General features: G+C 53.4%; 24 protein-coding genes. 14 read left to right on the top strand and 10 right to left on the bottom strand.

The window, feature by feature from the left end; translation table 11 throughout:
- Positions 1 to 123: 123 nt before the first annotated feature.
- Positions 124 to 840 carry a glycosyltransferase family 9 protein gene (locus ACL2XO_RS27415; RefSeq protein ID WP_413741975.1) on the top strand — a complete coding sequence of 239 codons (717 nt, stop codon included), beginning with the start codon at positions 124 to 126 and terminating at the stop codon, positions 838 to 840.
- Between the two features lie 7 nt (positions 841 to 847).
- Here ACL2XO_RS27415 and ACL2XO_RS27410 read toward each other — a convergent pair whose 3' ends face one another.
- From ACL2XO_RS27410 to envC, 7 genes are all read right to left on the bottom strand, one after another.
- A complete protein-coding gene (locus ACL2XO_RS27410; protein ID WP_413741974.1) occupies positions 848 to 2,032 on the bottom strand; it encodes an O-antigen ligase family protein in 1,185 nt (394 codons plus the stop codon).
- The gene (locus ACL2XO_RS27405; protein ID WP_413741973.1) at positions 2,019 to 2,840 is read right to left on the bottom strand and encodes a sugar glycosyltransferase; all 822 of its coding nucleotides are present in this window, start codon (positions 2,838 to 2,840) and stop codon (positions 2,019 to 2,021) included. Before ACL2XO_RS27405 ends, ACL2XO_RS27410 begins: the two co-directional genes overlap by 14 nt.
- 81 nt (positions 2,841 to 2,921) lie before the next feature.
- Positions 2,922 to 3,893 (bottom strand): lipopolysaccharide heptosyltransferase RfaC, encoded by a 972-nt coding sequence (gene rfaC / locus ACL2XO_RS27400; RefSeq protein ID WP_203524117.1) that lies wholly within the window; start codon positions 3,891 to 3,893, stop codon positions 2,922 to 2,924.
- Positions 3,893 to 4,939 (bottom strand): ADP-heptose--LPS heptosyltransferase RfaF, encoded by a 1,047-nt coding sequence (rfaF, locus tag ACL2XO_RS27395; protein WP_413741972.1) that lies wholly within the window; start codon positions 4,937 to 4,939, stop codon positions 3,893 to 3,895. Before rfaF ends, rfaC begins: the two co-directional genes overlap by 1 nt.
- Before the next feature lie 28 nt (positions 4,940 to 4,967).
- A complete protein-coding gene (gene rfaD / locus ACL2XO_RS27390; RefSeq protein ID WP_132924285.1) occupies positions 4,968 to 5,900 on the bottom strand; it encodes an ADP-glyceromanno-heptose 6-epimerase in 933 nt (310 codons plus the stop codon).
- An 83-nt stretch (positions 5,901 to 5,983) separates the two neighbouring features.
- Positions 5,984 to 6,865: a divergent polysaccharide deacetylase family protein gene (locus ACL2XO_RS27385; RefSeq protein ID WP_413726861.1), complete on the bottom strand. Its 882-nt coding sequence runs from the start codon at positions 6,863 to 6,865 to the stop codon at positions 5,984 to 5,986.
- A gap of 49 nt (positions 6,866 to 6,914) precedes the next feature.
- Positions 6,915 to 8,213 (bottom strand): murein hydrolase activator EnvC, encoded by a 1,299-nt coding sequence (gene envC, locus ACL2XO_RS27380; RefSeq protein WP_203524300.1) that lies wholly within the window; start codon positions 8,211 to 8,213, stop codon positions 6,915 to 6,917.
- A 249-nt stretch (positions 8,214 to 8,462) separates the two neighbouring features.
- On the opposite strand from envC, the gene ACL2XO_RS27375 reads away from it, so the two are divergent.
- From ACL2XO_RS27375 to cysE, 5 genes are read left to right on the top strand one after another with little or no spacing between them, the layout of a single operon-like run.
- Positions 8,463 to 8,894: a rhodanese-like domain-containing protein gene (locus tag ACL2XO_RS27375; RefSeq protein ID WP_413726068.1), complete on the top strand. Its 432-nt coding sequence runs from the start codon at positions 8,463 to 8,465 to the stop codon at positions 8,892 to 8,894.
- 22 nt (positions 8,895 to 8,916) lie between these two features.
- Positions 8,917 to 9,168, top strand: a complete 252-nt coding sequence (grxC, locus tag ACL2XO_RS27370) for a glutaredoxin 3 (protein ID WP_132924290.1) — start codon at positions 8,917 to 8,919, stop codon at positions 9,166 to 9,168.
- A gap of 58 nt (positions 9,169 to 9,226) precedes the next feature.
- Positions 9,227 to 9,697 carry a protein-export chaperone SecB gene (gene secB / locus ACL2XO_RS27365; RefSeq protein ID WP_132924292.1) on the top strand — a complete coding sequence of 157 codons (471 nt, stop codon included), beginning with the start codon at positions 9,227 to 9,229 and terminating at the stop codon, positions 9,695 to 9,697.
- Positions 9,697 to 10,716, top strand: a complete 1,020-nt coding sequence (gpsA, locus tag ACL2XO_RS27360) for an NAD(P)H-dependent glycerol-3-phosphate dehydrogenase (RefSeq protein ID WP_413726067.1) — start codon at positions 9,697 to 9,699, stop codon at positions 10,714 to 10,716. The genes secB and gpsA overlap by 1 nt, the downstream gene beginning before the upstream one ends.
- Before the next feature lie 52 nt (positions 10,717 to 10,768).
- Positions 10,769 to 11,584, top strand: a complete 816-nt coding sequence (cysE, locus tag ACL2XO_RS27355) for a serine O-acetyltransferase (protein ID WP_132924296.1) — start codon at positions 10,769 to 10,771, stop codon at positions 11,582 to 11,584.
- Between the two features lie 51 nt (positions 11,585 to 11,635).
- Here cysE and trmL read toward each other — a convergent pair whose 3' ends face one another.
- From trmL to cpxR, 3 genes are all read right to left on the bottom strand, one after another.
- Complete coding sequence (gene trmL / locus ACL2XO_RS27350; protein WP_132924298.1) at positions 11,636 to 12,103, bottom strand: tRNA (uridine(34)/cytosine(34)/5-carboxymethylaminomethyluridine(34)-2'-O)-methyltransferase TrmL; 468 nt, start codon at positions 12,101 to 12,103, stop codon at positions 11,636 to 11,638.
- A 149-nt stretch (positions 12,104 to 12,252) separates the two neighbouring features.
- A complete protein-coding gene (gene cpxA, locus ACL2XO_RS27345) occupies positions 12,253 to 13,623 on the bottom strand; it encodes an envelope stress sensor histidine kinase CpxA (protein ID WP_132924299.1) in 1,371 nt (456 codons plus the stop codon).
- The gene (gene cpxR, locus ACL2XO_RS27340) at positions 13,620 to 14,318 is read right to left on the bottom strand and encodes an envelope stress response regulator transcription factor CpxR (RefSeq protein WP_413741971.1); all 699 of its coding nucleotides are present in this window, start codon (positions 14,316 to 14,318) and stop codon (positions 13,620 to 13,622) included. Before cpxR ends, cpxA begins: the two co-directional genes overlap by 4 nt.
- A 147-nt stretch (positions 14,319 to 14,465) precedes the next feature.
- Here cpxR and cpxP point away from each other — a divergent pair, with 147 nt between their 5' ends.
- The 8 genes from cpxP (at position 14,466) to rbsK (ending at position 23,032) form a co-directional block, all read left to right on the top strand.
- Positions 14,466 to 14,963, top strand: coding sequence for a cell-envelope stress modulator CpxP (gene cpxP / locus ACL2XO_RS27335; RefSeq protein ID WP_413741970.1), 498 nt, complete (start codon positions 14,466 to 14,468; stop codon positions 14,961 to 14,963).
- A 654-nt stretch (positions 14,964 to 15,617) separates the two neighbouring features.
- Positions 15,618 to 16,580 carry a 6-phosphofructokinase gene (pfkA, locus tag ACL2XO_RS27330; RefSeq protein ID WP_132924304.1) on the top strand — a complete coding sequence of 321 codons (963 nt, stop codon included), beginning with the start codon at positions 15,618 to 15,620 and terminating at the stop codon, positions 16,578 to 16,580.
- Positions 16,581 to 16,757: 177 nt separating this feature from the next.
- Positions 16,758 to 17,747 (top strand): sulfate ABC transporter substrate-binding protein, encoded by a 990-nt coding sequence (locus ACL2XO_RS27325; protein WP_132924306.1) that lies wholly within the window; start codon positions 16,758 to 16,760, stop codon positions 17,745 to 17,747.
- A 456-nt stretch (positions 17,748 to 18,203) separates the two neighbouring features.
- Positions 18,204 to 18,623, top strand: coding sequence for a D-ribose pyranase (gene rbsD, locus ACL2XO_RS27320; protein WP_132924308.1), 420 nt, complete (start codon positions 18,204 to 18,206; stop codon positions 18,621 to 18,623).
- 7 nt (positions 18,624 to 18,630) lie between these two features.
- Positions 18,631 to 20,142, top strand: a complete 1,512-nt coding sequence (gene rbsA / locus ACL2XO_RS27315) for a ribose ABC transporter ATP-binding protein RbsA (RefSeq protein ID WP_413741969.1) — start codon at positions 18,631 to 18,633, stop codon at positions 20,140 to 20,142.
- Positions 20,142 to 21,110, top strand: coding sequence for a ribose ABC transporter permease (rbsC, locus tag ACL2XO_RS27310; RefSeq protein ID WP_132927943.1), 969 nt, complete (start codon positions 20,142 to 20,144; stop codon positions 21,108 to 21,110). The genes rbsA and rbsC overlap by 1 nt, the downstream gene beginning before the upstream one ends.
- Before the next feature lie 23 nt (positions 21,111 to 21,133).
- Positions 21,134 to 22,021, top strand: coding sequence for a ribose ABC transporter substrate-binding protein RbsB (gene rbsB, locus ACL2XO_RS27305; protein ID WP_132924312.1), 888 nt, complete (start codon positions 21,134 to 21,136; stop codon positions 22,019 to 22,021).
- An 84-nt stretch (positions 22,022 to 22,105) separates the two neighbouring features.
- Positions 22,106 to 23,032, top strand: coding sequence for a ribokinase (gene rbsK / locus ACL2XO_RS27300; protein ID WP_413741968.1), 927 nt, complete (start codon positions 22,106 to 22,108; stop codon positions 23,030 to 23,032).
- The last annotated feature ends 1 nt before the right edge of the window (position 23,033 follow it).

The raw sequence follows: 23,033 nt of genomic DNA, 5'->3' as shown, positions 1-23,033 counted from the left end.
ATAAAGCACGCATATGGAGTCATAAAAAAATTACGGCAATCCAAGCCACAGCTTACGGTAATACTCCATTCGCATATGCCCTATGATGTTCTTATCGCCGTGATGGCAGGCAGCCATTACATCATGCGTGATAATTATGCGACGGATTCGCAATTGCTTAATCCCTTATTGGCGGCCTCGTCGGGACGATTCAATGGCCATATCATCCTACGTAAATTAAAGCTGCTGAATGTCCTGGGATGCGATACCGACGATATCAGGATGCATATACCGGTGGCTTTTGAGCATATTGAAAAGGTTCCCCATCAAATCAATATAGGTTTCCAGATGGGGGCTTCGGAAACCATCCGGCAATGGCCGGTTTACCGCTTTGCTGAACTGACCCGGGCAATTCTGGCCCTGAATTCGGCGGCAGTTCAATACCGGATCATACTGATAGGCAGCGCCAGGGAAAATCATCTGGCGGATGCCTACCTAGGGTCGCTGAATGCCGAAGAGCGTGAATATATCGTCTCGCTGGTAGGAAAAACCAATCTGAAGCAGCTGCTGTCAAACATTGCCAATCTGGATGTATTGGTAACAGGCGATACCGGGCCATTGCATATCGCGGTTGCGCTGAACGTTAAAACCATCAGCCTGTTTGCAACGGCGAATCCCCATCATACCGGGCCATTGCAGTCGCTGGATTTGCACAAGATTATTTATGTAAAAGACCGTTTGGATGCAGGTGCGTCGTCGCCAAAGGATTTCCCGTTGGCTATTATTTCCGCCGATGAGGTTTTCGGCGAAATCAAAAAAATGGGCCTACACCCTGAACCGCTTATGTCACCGAAAGCGTAAGCGGGTATCAGACACTCAGCGTGGTTTGTTTGCCGGGCGGGCTTAATATCACCGCCAGGGGGAACCAGAACAAATACCATGTTACCCCGGGATTGCTGATGATAAACATGCCTTGCGTGGTAAAGAAAAAAATCATGAATAAAAAAAGCGCCGCTTCAAAACCCTGCCGATCAGCCAGATGTTTTTTGGCCATGTACAGGCCATAGGACAGAACTCCCCCCAGCAAAAAAAGTCCGGCGATACCGCCCTTCAGCAGTGTTGAGAGGTAAAGGCTGTGTGTAGTCTTGACCGGCGCATTGAGACTATTTACAAAATGCAATTCTTTGTTAAAGCCCCAACCGAAAAAGGGGTGTATTTGTACCATATCCAGGGTATGCGCCCAAATGCCGACGCGAATGAAGCTTTGCTGATACGCGGTCTCAAAACGGTTGAATAAAATATATTCAAAATTCATCATTACTATAAATGATGCGAGCATAATGATGAAAATTAGAAAAATGAATATATGCTGCTTTCTAATGGCCGGTTTCATTAACAGCAGTGGTAACAGTGAAACCACAAACGAAAGCAGTGGTCCTCGGCTTTGTGTCAAAATTACGCCGATAAATAAAAAGGGAATAGGCAGATAAAACCACTTATTGTTAGTATCTCTGATAATTATCAGGCATAAAAAAATCCCAATACAAAAATATCCCGCCAGGTCAATAACGTTTGATGGCGCGGCAAAAAAAGAAACCATCAATCTATTGGTAAGAATGGATTTCTTATCGACACAATAAAAAGTCAAGATCAGCAGAATCATTATCCCTGCCAGCGCGAAAAGCAATATTCCTGTTTTTTTTCCATTGAGGCAGGCTTGCCGGTAAATGAATAAAAAACCCAGCAGATAGAGAGAATGAGTTATGGCTGAAATAAAATCACGAGGATTATCAGACCAAAAGGTACTCAGGCAGAAGTACATCAGGAAAACGGCCGTAATGGTGAGGCCCCTTCTGAAAGCAGTATCTTCAAGAAAGAGTCTAATTAATTTTTTATTGTCAGTGAAAAGAGTTATCCCCAGCAAGATAAGAGACAAATGATATATATTGTTAACTTTGGTATAGCCGCAAAATATAGCGCTAAGCAATAAAAAAAGTTGGTAGAAAAAAATATAATTCTTTTCAGAAAATTGTTTAATTCTAATGGACGTCATAAAAATCGACCTTTTCAAATATATCATTACCCAATGCACTATGTTTGGAAAGATTTTTGACGGTAACGCCTTTTTTCTTCAACACAATGCTGGCATGCCTAAAGGCAGGTTCAATCAAACTTGCAAATTTTTCATCAAGAAAACAGGGCAATTTATTCGTTTCATTTTCATAAAAACGCGGCTGAGTAAAATTATTCATGTCCAGGCCGGCAATGTAAACCGTCTGAAAACCCATGAATGCCGCGATTTGCAATGCCCAATAAACAACGGTGCCGGCATCGAAAATTCCGCTGCGGATGTCATTACTAAAAGCGATATGCTTATGCCCAGGGCAAATAGACACGTCTTTGGCATTGCGATAAGTGTCTAAAATCTGCACCGGTATCACTTTGCGTTCATAAATTTTGTAGCAAGCATCTTCAATGATGACCACTTTGCATTGTATTTTTAACGTGGTAAACGCGTTAATGATTTTAACGACGCCGTGCAAGGTGGTAAACAGTGTGATAGCCGGATCGGATATCACTCCTTGTACCATCTCGATTTTTTTATCGATAAAAGTCATATCAACGATGACATAAAATTGAAAATTTATCTTATCCCGCAGAGCATAAGCGCCGTTGACACCCATTACCGGCATTGCGGGGAAACGGGAAAAATCCATATCGTTGATGGAAGGTCCGGTGGCGGTGATAAGAATGTTCCCGGTATGCCTTTGCTGCAATGATGAGATTTTCTGTATCTTCACCGATTCACCACGATAGCGCAATGACGTTATCTCTCCGCTGGGCGCACGGGCAATTTTCACGTAAGGCCATAGATTCTCGTTGTGCCTATAGGCCCGTGGCCGGGTGTATCGATAGATTTGCTTAAAAAATGTACTCATTGTTCACTCAATATTGTCAAGCACTTCTGCAATATTAGCGGGTTTAATGTCTTTCATATAATGGCTTCCGGCGGGCGCTGTCACAAAAATCTGGTTTTTACCGTAACTGCCAATCAATTTGGGATCGGTAGGGCCATATAATACGATATTCGGCCGATCGAGCGCAGCGGCCAAATGACTCAAGCCGGTGTCTACCGACACTACCGCTTTAGCGCCGGCCAGTACCTGCGCGACGTCACTGAGTGTAAGTCTTGGAAGCACCTCAACAAAAGGGAAATCATCTGAAAGTCGAAGCGCTCGCTTATATTCCGGCTCCGAACCCCAAGGCAATTTGATGGTAAGGCCGCGAGCCGCCATTAATCCTATCAATTCGCGCCAGTGCGATTCCGGCCAATGTTTTTCCGCCCGTGTCGTGGCATGTAAAAATACCAGATACGGTTCGACGGCCGACTTGCTTGTCAGAGAGCTGAAATGCCCCGCGATGGCATAATCGCCTTTACCCGCCGGAACGTCATAACCCAGGCTGAGGGCGAAGAGCTGGCGGATGCGTTCCACTGCGTGCTGGCTGCGTGCAACGGCATGGCGTTGGTTATAGAACCAGCTGGCAAAAGGTTCGCGCGCGCTCTTACAGTCCAGGCCGTGCTTTTCTCCCCGGGCGACGCGGGTGACCAGGGCCGCGCTCTTGATAAGTCCCTGGGCGTCAATCACCCGGTCATACTGCTGGCGTCGCAAGTGTTTTTTGAAGTCGCAGCGCTCCTGGCGGGCAACGCTGCCGAACCAGTTTTTACGCCAGCGCCTGATGGCCACCGGGATCACCTGTTCCACCGCCGGATGCCATGAAGGGATTTGCGCAAAACCTTCTTCCACCACCCAGTCGAAACGAATGCCGGGTATGGCATGCATAGCGTCGGTCAAGGCGGGCAGGGTATGCAGGATATCTCCCATGGAAGAGGTTTTGACGATAAGCACCCGCATCAGTTTTCCTTACCGGCTGCAGCAAGGGTATCCAGTTCGGCCATAACCTGTTCAGGCTGGATATCGATAAGACTCTGATGATAACCCTGATCGCCGTCGCCTTTACGCACTCGCTGATAGCCGGTAATCAGCCGTATTACCCTGGCCTGGTGGGATAGCGGCGGGGTAAAATCGGGACTGCTGGGGCCATAAAGCGCCACCAGCGGCCGCCCCAGCGCGGCGGCTACATGCATCAGCCCTGAATCATTGCTCACCACGGCCCGGCAGGCGGCTATCAGGATGACGGCCTGCTCCAGGGCGGTGGCGCCGGCCAGATTACGGCAATAAGGCCGTTCGTTTGCCGGCAGCAGGGCGATTATTTCGTCCCCCGCCTGGCGGTCTTTCGCCGAACCGAAAAGAACGATTTGATCACCGCCGTCTATCAGCGATTTCGCCAAGGTTGCATAGTGGTAATGGGGCCAGCGTTTGGCGGGCCCGAACTCCGCTCCGGGACAAAAACCCACCAGGGGACGGCCGTTATCGAGCCCGAATTCACTGACGGCGGTGGTTGATTCATTCTCATCGACCCGCAGGCGCGGCCAAGGCAAAGGGTTCGGCAACGCTTTCGCCGAACGGACGGTAGGGGGATAAGCCAAGGCGACATAGCGCTGAACCATCAGGGGAAACGCGGTTTTATCCAATACCCGCAGATCGTTGAGCAGTCCGTAGCGCATTTCGCCGCGCCACCCGGTACGTATCGGGATGCCGGCAAAAAAAGGCACCAGGGCGGACTTGAACGAGTTGGGCAGAATCAGCGCCCGATCGTAGCGTTCATCCCTCAACTCCCGGCCGAGCCGGCGGCGTTCACCCAGCTGCAGCGTCCCATGGCCAAGGGGCATGGGCAGCGCCCGGCGCACCTCCGGCATCCGGTTTAACAGCGGACGGCACCAGGCCGGCGCCATCACGTCTATTTCCGCAGCGGGATGAAGATCCTTTATGCTGCGATACAAACTTTGCGACATCATCATGTCGCCCACCCAGGATGGCCCGATAACCAGTATTTTCATGCCGCCGCTATCTTCCCTTGCGCTGATTTCAACGGGTGCGATTCAGCCAGGCCAAATAGGCACAAACGCCTTCGGCTACTGTTTTGAATGGCTTATCGTAACCCGCGGCGCGCAGTTGGGTTAAATCGGCTTGGGTGTAGGCCTGATAACGACCTTTGAGTTTCTCGGGGAAATCAATATATTCGATCTGGCCCTTTTTATGGAAATCCAGCACCGCATCGGCCACCGCCTGGAATGATTCCGCCCGGCCGGTACCGCAGTTGAAAATGCCGGAAACGCCGTTTTGCCAGAACCACAAATTCACCTCGGCCACGTCGCCGACGTAGATGAAATCGCGTTTGAACCCTTCGCTGCCGGAAAATAATTTGGGATTTTCACCGGCGAGGATCTGGTTGTTAAGGTGGAAAGCCACGCTGGCCATACTGCCTTTGTGGCCTTCACGGGGTCCGTACACATTGAAATAGCGGAATCCGCAGATCTGAGAGTCCGTCTGCGGCAGCAGGGTGCGCACATACTGGTCGAACAGGAATTTGGAATAGCCGTAAACGTTCAGCGGCTGTTCATACTGACGCTGTTCGATAAAGTTTTCCGTCCTGCCGCCATAGGTAGCGGCGGAAGACGCATAAAGAAAGGGAATGGTCCGTTCAAGGCAGTAATGCAGCAATTCCTTGGAGTATTGATAGTTATTGTCCATCATATACTTCCCGTCCCACTCGGTGGTGGACGAACAGGCGCCTTCGTGGAATACCGCTTCAATATCGCCGAAATCATCGCCGGCGATGATACTGGCGATAAAATCCTCTTTATCCATATAATCGGTAATATCCAGATCCGCCAGATTGACGAATTTGGTGCCATCCTTAAGGTTATCCACCACCAGGATATCGTTATATCCGACATTATTCAGAGACTTAACAATATTGCTGCCGATAAAACCGGCCCCACCAGTGACGACTATCATGGATTAACCCTTGTGTAATCTTGGCGGAGCAGGCACTGCGTCTGCCCCTTTATGGTTCTTAGCATAACATTTTCGGTGAAAGCTTAATATCCGTCCGGCGCTGAAGCGAACCAATGTTTAATCTGCGTCACCCAAGACGTCTGATTCAAGCTGGAAAATATCACGCTGAACATCGCATCAGCATAAACCGGCGGCGGAGCCTGCTTGACAATACATTGCGGAACGCCCTGGAACCGATGGCGCGGACGGCCGGGGGCCGGTAACGGCGTCGGCGCGGGGGAGGGTGAAGCCGCCTCGTTCACCAGCGCGCTGGGGGGCACCAGCACGATATCCGACGGCAACGCCGACAATACCTGCTGCAGCACCTTGATGGTGTCCGGATGAGGGTGCCCGATAGCGATGGCCGAGCCGTTACGGCGGGCCAGGGCTACGGCACGGTTGAACTGCTGCCGGATGTCGTCCTGGTTGGACGTGTCGTCCAGAAATACATTGCGTTTGATTACCTTGACGCCGGTGCCGGCCGCCGCCTGGCGCGACTGGCTGTTGCCGATGGTCATGCTGTCGAGAAAATAAAAGGGATAGCGGCTCAGTACCTGCATGACATTTTGCATGCCCGCCAGGCTGGAGGTCATGGCGCTGCCCATATGGTTGTTCACCCCGACGGCATACGGAACTTTGCCCACCGCATCGCGCACGATGCGGGCGATCTCATCCCGGCTCATGCTTGGGAACAGCGTGTCCCGTTCCAGCGGCTGCTTGCTCAACGGCGCCATCGGCAGGTGAATCAGAACTTCCCGTCCCTGCGCATGGGCTTTGCGCGCCATCTCGGCGGCAAAGGGAGCATTGGGCAAGACGGAGATGGATACGGCGGTGGGCATCGACAGCACTTGATATTCAGTATGCGGACGATAGCCGAAGTCGTCGATGACGATGGCCAGCCTGCCGGCAAAAGCGGTTTTAGCCATACCGAGCAGGAGCAACAGTACCAGGGCACCGGTTTTTTTATTCAACACGCTATCTTCCTAACCATGGCAAGGGGTTGATCGCTTGGCCGCGACGACGAATTTCGAAATAGAGGGCTGAGGTATCCTGCCCGCCGCTGGTGCCCACCAGCGCGATGGGCTGGCCGGATTTAACCTGATCCCCCACCTTCACCAGGGCGCTTTGATTGTAGCCGTAGAGACTCATATCTCCTTGACCGTGTTCAAGCACCACCACCAGGCCATAGCCCTGGAGCCAGTCGGCCATCAGCACGCGGCCGTCGGCAATGGCTTTGACTTCGGTGCCTTCGGGGGCGGCGATCACCATGCCCTTCCAGCGCAGCTCGCCTTGCAGCGCTTCTCCGAACTGATGCAGGGTGCGGCCCCTGACCGGCCACATGGCTTGCCCGGCGGGCTGGCCCAGTCCGCCGGTACGGGACATTAGCTCGCGTTCGCTGGTGGAAGGTTTATAGGTCGCTCCCTGGCGTTTAGCCTGTTCCTGCCGTTCCCGCACCTGCTGCGCCTCGCGTTCTTCCCGCTCGGCACGGGCTTTGGCTTCCCGTTCTGCGCGGGCGATATCGTTTTGCAGGCGGGCTTCGTTTTGCCGCAGTTCGTTCAGGCTGAGCTGATTTTGATGGATGGAGGTATCGAGGGCGGAGAGCGTTTTCTTTCGCGCCAGCCGGGCATTTTCCAGCGTTTTCTGCTCGGACTGCTGCTGTCGCAGCATTGTCGCCTGCTGAAGCTGTTTTTGCTGCAGATCGGTTTTCTGACCCGCCAGTTGCTGCCGTGTCTGTTTGAGATCCTGAATGGATTTTTCCCGCGCCTGATTGAGATAGCTGAAATACGCCAGGATCCTTTCGCTGCGCTGGCCTTCTTCCCCGCTTAAAATCAATTGCAGACCGGAGTTGCGGCCCTGGCGAAACGCGGCGTCCAACTGCTGCGCCAGCAGCTTCTGCTGAGCGGCCTGGCGCGCTTGCAACTGCTTGATGGATTGGTTCAGCCTGTCTATATCCTGAGTCAGCGACGCCAGCGTGCCTTGCGTCTCGCGCAGGGCACGGCTGGATTTGGAAATGGACTCTTCCTGTTTTTTCAGCTGGCTCAGCAATGCGCCGCGCTGCTGTTGCTGTTGCTGTACGCTTTTTTCTTTCTCGGCGATATTTTGCTGCAGGGTTTTAAGCTGTTGCTTGTTGTCATCGGCGTGGCCGGCTATAGGCAATAACATTACGCCAGCATAAAACAGGCTGGCGTAAACATGATGCTTTAACGTTGGAAAAGGGCCTCGGCTGCCGTTTTCCCCGGTATTCACTCTTTTCAACGATGCCTTTCCCCTCATTGACAAGATTATTCCACGTTGAACAGCGGCTTACCAGTTATCTATGGCGTAAATCCCTTCGCCCGCATGTCTGCATGCCTGGGTAAGAGATAAAATTAGGCGATAAAGGCCACAATTTTTAGCGACATGGGGCGCAATGTGGTTAGTTTCTTCTTTCCGGCCATGTATATTGGCTGAATTTGCCGTAATGCGAGGGTATACTCGAAGCCTTTACTGCGTGGCCACAACTCACGGGAGCTTTTACACCCCATGCAAGAAATTATGCCGTTCGTTAGCGATCACCCCATGCTTTGTCTGGCCTGGGTCGCTTTATTGATCGCCGTCATCGTAACCACTGTAAAAACACGTTTTTCCAAGGTGAATGAAATTACCCGCGGCGAAGCCATCCGTCTGATCAATAAGGAAGACGCTGTCATAGTTGATTTGCGCAGCCGGGATGACTACCGTAAAGGACACATTGCCAACGCGTTGAATCTCACCTCGTCCGAGGTGAAAAGCGGCAATTTCGGCGAGTTGGATAAAGCCAAAACGAAACCGGTTATCGTGGTATGCGCAACCGGCACTACGTCGCGCGAGCCGGCGGAAAACCTGAACAAAGCGGGCTTTGAACGGGTTTATGTCCTTAAGGAGGGCATATCCGGCTGGAGCGGAGAGAACTTACCCCTTGTCCGGGGCAAGTAAGACAAACCTGAAAGGGGGAACCATGGCCAATATTGAAATCTATACCAAAGCGACTTGTCCATATTGCCATCGCGCCAAGGCTTTACTCACCCGCAAGCACGCCGTATTCCAGGAAATACCCATTGACGGGGATGCGGATAAACGGGAAGAAATGATTAAACGCAGCGGCCGCAACACGGTTCCACAAATTTTCATCGACGGACAGCATGTGGGTGGCTGTGATGATTTACACGCACTTGATGCGCGCGGTGGATTGGATCCCCTGCTTAAATAAGCCGGGAGCCAGACGCGCGCCCGGGTGCATGAAGCGAAATTAACCAAAGGGTTTTTTAATGTCCGAGCAAAATAATACCGAGATGACGTTCCAGATCCAGCGCGTTTACACCAAGGACGTCTCTTTTGAAGCACCTAACGCACCAAAGGTTTTTCAGCAGGAATGGCAGCCGGAAATCAAGCTGGACCTCGATACCGCCTCCACTCAGCTGGCGGAAGGCATCTATGAAGTGGTATTACGCGTGACGGTAACGGCGTTGCTGGGGGAAGAGACCGCTTTCCTGTGTGAAGTGCAGCAGGCCGGCATCTTTACCATTTCAGGCATTGACGGGACGCAGTTGGCTCATTGCCTGGGCGCGTATTGCCCGAATATTCTTTTCCCCTATGCCCGCGAGTGCATAACCAGCCAGGTATCCCGTGGTACGTTCCCGCAGCTTAACCTGGCGCCGGTGAACTTTGACGCACTGTTCATGAACTATCTGCAACAGCAGACCGATGGTGAAGGAAACCAACCGACCCAGGAAGCCTGATGATGCCTAAAAGTGCCTCCATGATTGTTATCGGTGCCGGCTCCTACGGCACGGCCCTTGCTATTACCATGGCGCGAAACGGTCATGAGGTACTGTTATGGGGGCATGATCCCGATCATATCCATACCCTGGAGGCGGCGCGGTGCAACCAGGTCTTTCTGCCCGATGTGCCGTTCCCGCCTTCGCTGCGTCTTGAGACGGATTTGTCCCGTGCCATGCTGTTCAGCCGCGACGTGCTGATTGTGGTGCCGAGCCATGTGTTCGGCAGCGTATTGACGCAAATCCGGCCGCATTTGCGGCCCGATGCACGCGTGGTCTGGGCAACCAAAGGGTTGGAGGCGGACACCGGCCGCTTATTGGCGGATGTGGCCCGTGAAGTATTGGGTGATACGATCCCCCTTGCGGTGATCTCGGGACCGACTTTCGCCAAGGAGCTGGCGGCGGGTTTGCCCACCGCCATTGCCCTGGCATCCACCGACGCCGATTTTTCGGCTGATTTACAGTATCTGCTGCATTGCGGCAAAAGCTTTCGCGTCTACGGCAACGCTGATTTTATCGGCGTCCAGCTGGGCGGCGCGGTTAAGAATGTGATAGCCATCGGCGCCGGCATGTCGGATGGCATCGGCTTCGGCGCCAATGCCCGTACGGCGCTTATCACCCGCGGACTCGCGGAGATGTCGCGTCTTGGCGCCGCCCTGGGGGCGGACCCGGGGACGTTTATGGGCATGGCGGGACTCGGCGACCTGGTCTTGACCTGCACCGATAACCAATCCCGTAACCGTCGGTTCGGCATGCTGCTCGGTCAGGGTGTCGACGTTCAGACCGCTCAGGACCGCATCGGCCAGGTAGTGGAAGGTTATCGCAATACGAAAGAGGTGCTGGCGCTGGCAGGGCGTTACGGGGTCGAGATGCCGATCACCGAACAAATCTACCAGGTGCTCTACCGTAACAAAAATGCCCATGAAGCGGCGCTTAGCCTGCTCGGACGAGCCCAAAAAGACGAGAAAACAGGTGGTTGACGGCTGTCGGCCGTCCGGCAAGAGTGATTACATCAGCAAAAGGGTCGTGAGTATGTCCACTGAAGAATTGGAAGCGGTATGGAATAACATCAAAGCTGAAGCGCGTTTGCTGGCGGAGTGTGAACCCATGCTGGCCAGTTTTTTTCATGCCACTCTGCTGAAACATGAAAATTTAGGCAGCGCCCTGAGCTATATGCTGGCGAATAAATTGGCCAATACCATTATGCCGGCCATCGCCATTCGTGAAATAGTGGAAGAGGCCTACAAGAACGACGAGCAAATGATCCATTCGGCGGCCCGCGATATCACCGCCGTGCGGCTGCGCGACCCGGCGGTGGACAAATACTCCACGCCGTTGCTCTATCTCAAAGGGTTCCATGCCCTGCAGGCCTACCGTATCGGCCACTGGCTATGGGGCCAGGATCGGCAGGCCCTGGCCATCTATCTTCAAAACCAGATCTCGGTTTCTTTCGGGGTCGATATCCATCCGGCCGCCAAAATCGGCTGCGGCATCATGCTTGACCACGCCACCGGAATTGTTATCGGCGAGACGGCCATTGTTGAAAATGACGTCTCCATTCTGCAGTCGGTGACGCTGGGCGGTACCGGGAAGACCAGCGGCGATCGCCATCCCAAGATTCGCGAAGGGGTCATGATCGGCGCCAATGCCACCATTCTGGGCAATATCGAAGTGGGACGCGGCGCTAAAATCGGCGCGGGCTCGGTGGTATTACAATCAGTACCGCCCCACACCACTGCGGCGGGGGTTCCCGCCAGGATTGTCGGCAAGCCGGACAGCGATAAACCCTCCATGGATATGGATCAGTTTTTCGGCAGCCATGGCTTTGAGTACGGCGACGGCATCTGATTCGTTTCCAGCGTTGGTTGAAATCCATACGCCACGTGGCGTAGTCGAACGCTACCTGCCCGCGCCTGCATACCCCAATTGTCGCCATGCCTCATATACCACCACCGAAACGGCATTGGATAAATTCATGCTGCGGCTGCCCGGCTGCATGGGAATGCGAATTTTTTGGCCCACGGGCAGGTTATCCAGAATAAACGGCGGCAATCCGCGGGTCTCAGGCCCAAACAGCAAATAGTCCCCCGCCCGGTACTCCGCCTCGCTGTGTGCCGGCGTGCCTTTCGTGGTCAACGCAAACAGCCGCGCCGGCTGTTCTTGCGCCAGGAACGCCGCGTAATCGTGGTGGCGTTTTATATGGGCGAATTCATGGTAATCCAGGCCTGCGCGGCGTAAACGCTTATCGTCCCAGGTAAATCCCAAAGGCTCGATAAGATGCAACGCAAAGCCGGTATTGGCGCACAAACGAATGATATTGCCGGTATTAGGCGGGATTTCCGGTTCGTATAAAACGATATTTAACATACTGCCCCCTTGAAGAGGGCGAAGAATAACAAAAAAAAGCCCAACGCGCCGCAACTCCCCGCCGCTTTGGGCTACAACTGGCTAACGATGCCGCAAGGCAACCACTTCCTCAGGTTCATCAAGGCTCCAATGGCAACCGCATCACCAGGTCAACGGTGCTGCAATGGCAACCACATCACCAGGCGCAGCCCGCCCAGCGGGCTATCCTCAGCCTTGACCCAGCCATGGTGCTGCTCAACCGCTTTTTCAACAATGGCCAGGCCAAGGCCCGAGCCGCCGGACTCGCGATCGCGGGCTTCATCGGTGCGATAGAAAGGACGGAAAATCTGTTCGCGATCCTCTTCGCTCACGCCGGGACCATCGTCATCCACGGTGATAGTGACGCCCTGCGCGTCGGCGCTGAAGGCCACCGCGATACGCTGATGAGAATAACGCAAGGCGTTGCGCACAACGTTTTCCAGGGCGCTGTCCAACGCCGCCGGATTACCCACCAATACCCAACTGCCGGGAGGCGCGGTAATTTCAAGGGTTTTTCCCATTTGTTCGGCTTCAAACTTTGCGTCGTCCAGCACATCGTTCCATAACTCGCTGGCTTTGATAAACTCCCGCGTCAACTCGTTTTTATGCTGATTACGCGACAATACCAGCAGGTCGTTTATCATGGAATCCAGCCGCTGGGCCTCGGTTTCAATACGCGCCAGTTCGTTGCCTTCGCCATGCTTGCGCCGCATAAGCGCTGTGGCCAGCTGCAGGCGGGTGAGGGGGGTACGCAGTTCATGGGAAATGTCCGACAGCAGCCGTTGCTGTGCGCTGACCATTCTTTCAAGCGCGCTGACCATCTGGTTAAAGCTGACGCCGGTGGCTAAAAATTCCTGTGGACCGGCTTCCAGTTCCGGATGCTGGCGTAAATTGCCCCTGGCGACTTCATCCGCGGCGTATTTGAGTTTACGCGCCGGTTTCGCCAGGCTCCAGGCAAGCCAAAGCAGCAACGGAATGCTGATGAGCATGGTAACGATAAGCAGCAGAAACGGCCTGTCAAACATCAAGTTGATAAAATCCGATTGCGAATTGCCCGCCGGCCGTATTTGATAGAGCTGATAATTATCGTCTCCATCCCGCACCGCGAAGGGCCCCACCAATTCCATGCGGCCATATTTTTTCTTTTGCGGCTGATCCGAGTTATCGGACTGGCCGATGAAATTGCGGATAACCTGCATTTCATTACGCTGACCGCCGATAACACGCCCCTCGCTGGTGACCAGAATCAAACGCTGGCCCGGCGGCGCCCATTTGTCGATGGCGCGAAACAGGCGGCGCCACCACATCAGATCGTTGGCCGGATCGGCGGCCAGTTCGGCCTCGACATGCTGTTGCAGCATCACGCCCTGTCGCTGTTCACTGTCCAGCAACGGGGTCAGCTGGCGGGTATCCAGTTTGGGAACCATTAACACCAGCATCAAAACCAGCGCCAGGGTTAGCCAGAAGATGGCGAATATCCTCGCGGTCAAACTGTTTATCATGCGGCCGATACCATTAAGTAACCCCGGCCCCGCAGGGTTTTGAACCAGGGATGCCCGTCTTTGCGCTCCGGCAATTTACGCCGCAGATTGGAGATGTGCATATCGATTGCCCGATCAAACGGCGTCAGGCGCTTACCCAGGACTTCCTGGCTGAGGTGCTCCCGTGAAACCACCTGGCCGAGATGCTGCGCCAGTAAGTAGAGCAGGGTGAATTCCGTCCCGGTCAGTTCCAGGGGAACGCCGTCAAAGGTCGCCTCCTGCCGGCCGGGATTGAGGCGCAGAAAATCAACTTCCAGCGATGGCGTGCCGTTTTCGCCGTTTTGCAACTGTTCCGTCCACTGGGAACGACGCAAAATGGCTCTGATTCGCGCCACCAATTCCCGATCGTTGAACGGCTTGGGCAGATAATCATCCGCGCCCAGTTCGAGTCCCAGCACGCGATCCAGCTCGCTGCCGCGCGCCGTGAGCATAATAACCGGCGTTTGGTGTTGCTGGCGTAATTCCTTAAGCGTATCGATACCGTTTTTCCTGGGCATCATTACGTCAAGCAATAAGAGATCAACCGAGCTATCCAGCATATTCAACGCCTGTTCGCCGTCATAAGCCACCAGGACGTTAAAGCCTTCCATCTCAAGCAATTCTTTTAACAATGCCGTTAATTCACGATCGTCGTCGACCAAAAGGATTTTATTCATTTTCTCACCTCCAAACGCAAAATACGTCATCAATCACTACCAATCCATGACTTTACGTAGCTTTACATCCCCTGACGCTAGTTTGCAGCGGCGACAGTAGAATGAATTCATCGTTAAGCAACTTAGTAATGGGTGTAGGGGTTAGGGATGCACAAACTTAACGCCATGTTCATCGCCGCCACTCTTTTTTCCGGAAGCACTGTGGCCGGTGAGAACAATGCAACGGGAAGTTGGCATCAGGATGACATCGCAAACCGATGCGGCGATAGTCATTACAGCATGTTTGAAGGCGTAAGGCTGACGGAACACCAGCGGCAGCAAATGCGCGATTTGATGAGTCAGGCTCGCCTTGATATTCCCCGTATCAATGTGAGTGAAATGGAACAGTTGCATGTACTGGTAACAGCAGAAAATTTTGATGAGCCGGCTGTTAGGGCCCAAATTGAAAAAATGTCCCGGCAAAATGTCGCTCGCCAGGTTGAAATGGCTAAAGTGCGGAATCAAATGTACAACCTGCTGACGCCGGAGCAAAGACAAATTTTGAATCAGAATCATCAGCAACGCCTGGCAGAAATGGCGTCGCAAATATCGGAAATGATGCCATCTTCTGCCCAGAAGCCGGTACAGAGTGTGACCCTTAAATAAGACATCTTCATTTTTCCTTGCCATAGACACCATCCCTGTCTTCCCCCACCGAAAGGTGGGGTTTTTTTTAATGACTGACACCTACAATCATCGACAAGCAGCAAACCAATGCCGGCAATGACAAGTCCTTGGAATGTGGCGACATAAGACACAAGCAAAGTGCCCGCAGTTCCGCTGCGTTAATGCTACGATATTCCCGTGCCGCATCCTAAAATGTCTTGCAAAAGTGTGACATAAACCAAAGGAAGCCGGCCTCCCGGGCAGGCCGGCACCGGTCTCGCTTTCATATCTCTGCAATCTGGCGAAAATAACCTAACACGCGGTTTGCAACATCTTTTATCAACTGTGGTGCTGCATGTGCCGATGATTGGCATTATGGTAATTGCGGCGCCAAGCCAGACCCATCCTTTTTCCCATTGGGTTACAAATTGTCCGGTGTACCGAGTGGTGAAAAGCTAAGACACTGGTAAATGTAATGCATTATCATAGGGTATAAACGTGAGGATAGTGGGAAATTGCCTGACCTGAATCAATTCAGCAAAAGGGATTTGATATACTATTTCCACCATAAGCCATAGGTCGGATTTAATCCGTTCCTCAAAGTTAACCGGCATAGTGTATTCTACAAATAATAGCTAAAGCTCAGAGGTAGTCATGATTAAGAAAATCGGTGTACTGACAAGCGGTGGTGATTCACCGGGCATGAATGCAGCGATCCGGGGCGTTGTGCGCGCCGGACTTTCCGAAGGTTTGGAGGTTTATGGCGTCTATGACGGTTTCCTCGGACTGTTTCAGGATCGAATGAGCAAGCTCGACCGCTATAGCGTATCGGATATGATTAACCGTGGCGGTACCTTTTTGGGCTCGGCCCGTTTCCCTGAGTTCCGTGAAGAGGGAACCCGCGTTATTTCCATTGAGAACATGAAAAAACGTCAACTCGATGCGCTGGTGGTTATCGGCGGCGACGGTTCTTATATGGGTGCCAAGCGTCTCACTGAAATGGGCTTTCCCTGCATCGGTTTGCCCGGCACCATTGATAACGATGTGGCCGGCACTGACTACACCATCGGTTATTTCACCGCCTTGGAAACGGTGGTCGAGGCTATTGACCGGCTGCGCGATACGTCTTCTTCACACCAGCGTATTTCCATCGTTGAAGTCATGGGCCGCTACTGCGGTGATTTGACCATGTCGGCGGCCATTGCCGGCGGATGCGAATTTATCGTACTGCCGGAAGTGGAGTTTAAACCGGAAGATCTGGTTTATGAAATTAAAGCCGGTATCGCCAAGGGTAAAAAGCACGCCATCGTTGCCATCACCGAACATATCTGCAATATCAGCGAATTGGCGCAATATATTGAAAAAGAAACCGGCCGTGAAACCCGCGCCACTGTATTGGGTCATATCCAGCGTGGCGGCAGCCCGGTAGCTTATGACCGCATCCTGGCCTCGCGCATGGGGGCATTTTCCATCGAACTGCTGCTGCAGGGCTACGGCGGGCGCTGCGTCGGGGTGCAAAATGATAAATTGGTCCATCACGACATTATCGACGCCATAGAAAACATGAAACGGCCGTTCAAAAGTGATTTGCTGGAATGTGCTAAAAAACTCTACTGATCGCTTCAACTTCCCGCTATTTAACGCCCCCGTCATCGGGGGTTTTTTTTACCCTCTGTGGTTTAGCTCTTTTGCTTATATAAATTACGTTTTTATTCTTTAAAATGTTACAGGATTTCTGACACTCTCTGCTTAGTCGATATTCAGGTGATAAAAAGACTCTTCGGGAGAGCAACGATGTCAAAGTGGCAAGCAGGGTTGTTGTTGATTTTATTGTCGGGAAGCGCGCTGGCAAAAGATATCCAATTATTGAACGTGTCCTATGACCCGACACGGGAGCTTTATCAGGACTACAATGCTGCCTTCAGCAAATACTGGCAGGCTAAGACCGGCGACAAGGTCACCATTCGGCAATCCCACGGCGGGTCAGGTAAGCAGGCTACCTCGGTTATCAACGGTATTGATGCGGATGTGGTGACATTGGCGCTGGAATCTGATGTGGACGCCATCGCAGCGCGCGGCCGGATTGATAAAAACTGGATTACCCGGCTGCCTGATAACTCGGCGCCTTATACCTCCACTATTGTTTTTCTGGTACGTAAGGGCAATCCCAAGCAAATTCATGACTGGCCTGATTTAATCAAGCCTGGCATCTCCATCATCACGCCGAACCCGAAGACCTCCGGCGGCGCGCGTTGGAACTATCTGGCCGCCTGGGGTTATGCGCTGCATCATAATAATAACGATCAGGCGAAAGCCCAGGATTTCGTCAAGGCGGTTTATAAAAATGTGAGCGTACTGGATTCAGGCGCCCGCGATTCCACGAATACCTTTGTGGAACGCGGCATCGGCGACGTTTTAATCGCCTGGGAAAACGAGGCTTTGCTGGCGGTGAATAAGGTGGGTAAAGGCCAATTCGATATCGTTGTTCCCAGCGAGTCAATTGTGGCGGAGCCTACGGTATCGGTAGTAGATAAAGTGGTGGACAAACGGGGAACCCGCGACGTGGCTACCGCTTATCTGACCTATCTTTATTCGCCGGAAGGCCAGCGTATCGCGGCCAGAAACTATTATCGTCCCCGTGATCCGGCAGTGGCGAAGGAATTTGCCGATAAATTCCCACAGCTCAAGCTGTACAGCTTGAAGGATGTGTTCGGGAGCTGGCAGCAGGTGCAAAAAGTGCATTTCTCCGACGGCGGCAGCTTCGATCAAATCAACCAACGTTAACCGTTAACCCAAGCATAACGCCGATGGCTATAAGCCATCGGTGAGCTTGTTGACAAAGTGTTCGGTCGGGTTAGGCTACCAGATCGTAAACACGCCGTGAATACATCCCTGTAGGCTCGATCCGCGCCACCCATGGCGCGGACGGTTTACTCTTCTGGCAACCTGCCCTGCCTTATTGACTTCGAGTGCATTTGTCAACAGTCTGGCCGATGGCAATAAGCCGTCGGTTTTTTTCCTCACATCTTCTTCCCGCTGCCCTGACGGACCACGTTTTTCCGGCGACCGCATCCTCTTCTCGCTTCACTCTCAAATTCAATTGCTTGTGTGAATAATCTTTTTTATCACTAGCGAAACGTTTCGATGGCGATCACATTTTTGATGGATTGAGCTTGTACACCTCTGCTTTTTTAACTAATTTCATCCTCAGCGAAACGTTTCGCTGGTGGAGGCAGGAAAATGAAGAAAGGTGTTTTACTGAACGCTGACGTCTCTGCGCTCATCTCCCGTCTGGGCCATACGGATCAGGTCACGATTGCCGATGCGGGATTGCCCATTCCCTCTTCAAGCCAAAGGATTGATCTGGCGTTGACCCGGGGTGTGCCGACCTTTTTACAGGTGGTGAGCGCGGTTGTCAGCGAAATGCAGGTAGAAAAGGCCATTTTGGCCAAGGAAATGGCGGAAATTAATCCTCAGCTGCATGAGGCGCTGCTGGATCAGTTGACGGCCCTTGAGCAGCAACAGGGCAATACCATTGCCATCGAGTATATCAGCCACCAGGTATTCAAAGCCCAGACCGCATATAGCCGCGCGGTCATCCGCAGTGGGGAATGCACTCCTTTCGCCAATGTCATCCTGTGCTCCGGCGTCACCTTCTGAGGCATCTATGCAACCGTTACTGCAATTGACAGGGATAGACAAATCCTTCCCGGGGGTTAAGGCGCTTACCGGCGCGGCGCTGACGGTTTATCCCGGCCGCGTTATGGCGCTGGTGGGAGAGAATGGCGCCGGCAAGTCTACCATGATGAAAGTGTTGACCGGCATCTACAGCAAAGATGCCGGCACCCTGTCATACCTGGGAAAAGAGGTGGCGTTCAGCGGGCCGAAGGCATCCCAGGAAGCCGGTATCGGCATTATCCATCAAGAATTGAATCTTATTCCTCAGTTGACCATTGCGGAAAATATCTTCCTCGGCCGCGAATTCCTCAATCGGTTCGGCGGTATCGACTGGAAACGGATGTACAGCGAAGCTGACCAGCTGTTGGCCCGGCTCAATCTGCGGTATAGCAGCCACCGTCTGGTGGGGGAGCTGTCCATCGGCGATCAGCAGATGGTGGAAATAGCCAAGGTCATCAGCTTCAAGTCCCGGGTCATTATCATGGATGAGCCTACCGATGCGCTCACCGATACCGAAACGGCGTCGCTGTTCAGCGTGATAAACGAACTCAGGCAGCAGGGCTGCGGCATCGTTTATATTTCCCATCGGTTAAAAGAGATTTTTCAAATCTGCGACGATGTCACGGTGCTTCGGGACGGGCAGTTTATCGCCGAACGCCGGGTAACCGAGTTACAGGAAGACGCCCTGATCGAAATGATGGTGGGACGTCGCCTGGAAGAGCAATACCCGCGCATTGAAGTCCCTCTCGGCGAGGAACGTCTAGCGGTCAATCATCTTAGCGGCCCCGGCGTCGACGATGTCAGCTTTACGCTGCGCCGCAGTGAAATCCTCGGCGTCGCGGGCTTGATGGGCGCGGGACGCACGGAACTGATGAAAACCCTCTATGGCGCGGCGAAACGCACCGGCGGCACGGTAGTGCTGGACGGGCGAGCCATTATGACCCGCACCCCTCAGGACGGGTTGGCTAACGGTATCGTCTACATTTCCGAAGATCGTAAGCGGGACGGGCTGGTGCTGGGGATGTCGGTGAAGGAGAACATGACCCTCACCGCCCTGCGCTATTTCAGCCGTCAGGGCGGCGGATTGAAACACGCGGAAGAACAGCAGGCGGTAGGGGATTTTATTCGTTTATTCAATATTAAAACGCCCTCGATGGAGCAGCCAATAGGCCTGCTGTCCGGCGGCAATCAACAAAAAGTCGCCATTGCCCGCGGCTTGATGACCCGGCCCAAGGTATTGATTCTGGATGAACCGACCCGCGGCGTCGATGTCGGCGCTAAAAAAGAGATTTATCAATTAATCAATCAGTTCAAAGAAGAAGGGCTCAGTATCATTTTGGTCTCTTCGGAGATGCCCGAAGTGCTGGGAATGAGCGATCGCGTGATGGTGATGCATGAGGGCCGCTTAAGCGGCATTTTCCCCATAGGGCAGGCCACTCAAGAGGTCCTGATGGCCGCGGCCGTCGGTAAGCAATACAGTACCCAGCAGGAGAATCAATGATGAGTACCCGGATTATTCCCGTTAAACGCGGTTTCAGCAAAACTTGGCTATTAGAACAGAAATCATTGATTGCGCTGCTGGTGCTTATCGCCGTGGTGTCTTCCATGAGTTCGAACTTCTTCAGCCTCAATAATTTGTTCAATATTCTTCAACAGACCTCCGTGAACGCCATTATGGCGGTGGGCATGACGCTGGTGATCTTGACCGCCGGTATCGATCTTTCCGTGGGTTCGCTGCTGGCCCTGACCGGTGCGGTGGCCGCGTCGGTGGTGGGGCTTGAAATCAACGTGTTCGTCGCGGTGGGAGCCTCCCTATTGCTGGGCGCGGCAATCGGCGCCGTGACGGGGGTCATTGTGGCGAAAGGAAAGGTACAGGCCTTTATCGCGACCCTGGTGATGATGCTGCTGCTGCGGGGCGTCACCATGGTATATACCGACGGCAGCCCGGTGAATACCGGCTTCAGCGATGCGGCCGATGCGTTCGGCTGGTTTGGTATCGGCCGTCCGCTGGGCGTGCCTACGCCGGTGTGGATTATGGCGGTGGTGTTTCTCGCCGCCTGGTACATGCTGCACCACACCCGTTTGGGCCGCTATATCTACGCATTGGGCGGCAATGAAGCCGCGACGCGGTTGTCGGGCATCAGCGTTGATAAGGTCAAGGTCATCGTCTATTCGCTGTGCGGGCTGACGGCGGCGCTGGCCGGCGTGATTGAAGTGGCCCGGCTCTCTTCGGCGCAGCCCACCGCCGGTACCGGGTATGAACTGGATGCCATTGCCGCCGTGGTGCTGGGGGGAACCAGCCTGTCCGGCGGTAAAGGCCGCATCATGGGAACCCTTATTGGCGCGCTGATCCTCGGATTTTTGAATAACGGACTGAATTTATTAAGTGTTTCTTCCTACTATCAGATGATTGTAAAGGCTGTCGTCATTTTGTTGGCGGTATTGGTAGATAACAAAAGCAGTAAATAACCTCCCCTGCAGGAAACATAAAGATGAAAATGAAAAAATTAGCTGTTTTGATGTCCGCCGTTGCGTTAAGCGCCGCTTTCAGCGCCAACGCCCTGGCAAAAGATACTATTGCGCTGGTGGTTTCCACTCTTAACAATCCGTTCTTTGTTTCGATGAAAGACGGGGCGCAACAGGAAGCGAATAAACTGGGTTATCAATTGGTAGTCCTCGATTCGCAAAACAATCCGGCCAAGGAATTGGCTAACGTGCAGGATCTGACGGTGCGCGGCGTCAAGCTGGTCATGATAAACCCGACGGATTCCGATGCCGTGGGCAATGCCGTTATCCTGGCCAACCAAGCCAAGATCCCGGTCATCACCCTGGATCGTAAGGCGAACAAGGGCCAGATCGTCAGTCATATCGCCTCGGACAACCGGGTCGGCGGCAAAATGGCGGGTGATTTTATCGGGCAAAAACTGGGTAACAGCGCCAAGGTTATTGAACTTGAAGGGATTGCCGGCACCTCAGTGGCCCGTGAACGCGGCGAAGGATTCAAGCAATCCGCCGATCAATACAAATTCACCATGTTGGCCAGCCAGCCGGCTGATTTCGATCGCACCAAAGGTCTTAACGTCATGCAGAACCTGCTGACCGCCCACCCGACGGTACAAGCGGTATTCGCGCAAAATGACGAAATGGCCTTAGGCGCGATGCGTGCCCTGCAAACCGTCAATAAAACCGATGTGCTGGTGGTAGGCTTTGACGGTACGGCGGATGGACTCAAAGCGGTGCAAAGCGGAAGAATGGCCGCCACCGTGGCGCAGCAGCCCGATCAAATCGGTATTATCGGTGTTGAAACCGCAGACAAAGTATTAAAAGGCGGCAAGGTGGATGCCATAATCCCGGTAGCCCTTAAGCTGGTCACGAAATAACGCCGGTTCACTTTCTACAGCAAGGTATTGCGTTATCGACCCGCCAGCCGGGGGACGATAACGCATTCAATCAGGATAAATACGATGGCGACAAACAAGCTGGTGGTGCTGGGTAGTATCAATGCCGATCATATCCTCAACCTTGAGCAATTTCCTCGTCCCGGTGAAACGGTTATTGGAAAAAACTATACCGTCGCTTTCGGCGGTAAAGGCGCCAATCAAGCGGTGGCGGCCGGGCGTAGCGGGGCGAATATCGATTTTGTCGCCTGCGTCGGCGAGGATGATATAGGGCAGCGTATCCGTAAGCAGTTGGCGGCGGACAACATCGGTGTCGGATCGGTGGAAGCCAGCCCCGGCACAACCACCGGCGTTGCGCTGATTTTCGTGAACCGGGATGGTGAGAATGTGATTGCCATCGATCCGGGCGCCAACGCCGCGCTTACGCCGGATTATCTGGCGCGATACGAGAAAAAGATTATCGATGCCTCCGTGCTGCTGATGCAGCTGGAGTCGCCGCTGGAGACGGTGATTGCCGCCGCCAAGCTGGCAAAGCTGCATCAGACGCAGGTTATTCTGAATCCGGCTCCGGCCCGTGAGTTACCGGACCCGTTGCTGGCCCTGGTGGATACCATCACGCCGAATGAGACTGAAGCGGAACGTCTGACGGGCGTCGCAATCAATGATGACGCCTCCGCCGCCCGCGCCGCGCAAATACTCCATGGCAAAGGCATTCCCACGGTATTGATTACCCTGGGCAGCCGCGGCGTATGGCTTAGCCGGCAGGGTCATGGCAAACTGATCCCGGGGTTTAAGGTCGACGCGGTGGATACCATTGCGGCGGGGGATACATTCAATGGCGCGTTGGTTACGGCATTGCTGGAAGGGGAAGATATGGACAAGGCAGTGAGATTTGCCCATGCCGCCGCCGCCATTGCGGTCACCCGCTCGGGTGCGCAGCCGTCCATTCCCTGGCGCAAAGAAATCGACGCCTTTTTGCAAGGGTTAGACTAGC

The sequence above is a fragment of the Sodalis sp. RH15 genome, assembly GCF_047324255.1.
GTDB classification, from domain to species: Bacteria; Pseudomonadota; Gammaproteobacteria; order Enterobacterales; family Enterobacteriaceae; genus Acerihabitans; species Acerihabitans ligni.
This window is presented reverse-complemented; position numbering and strand designations above follow the sequence as displayed.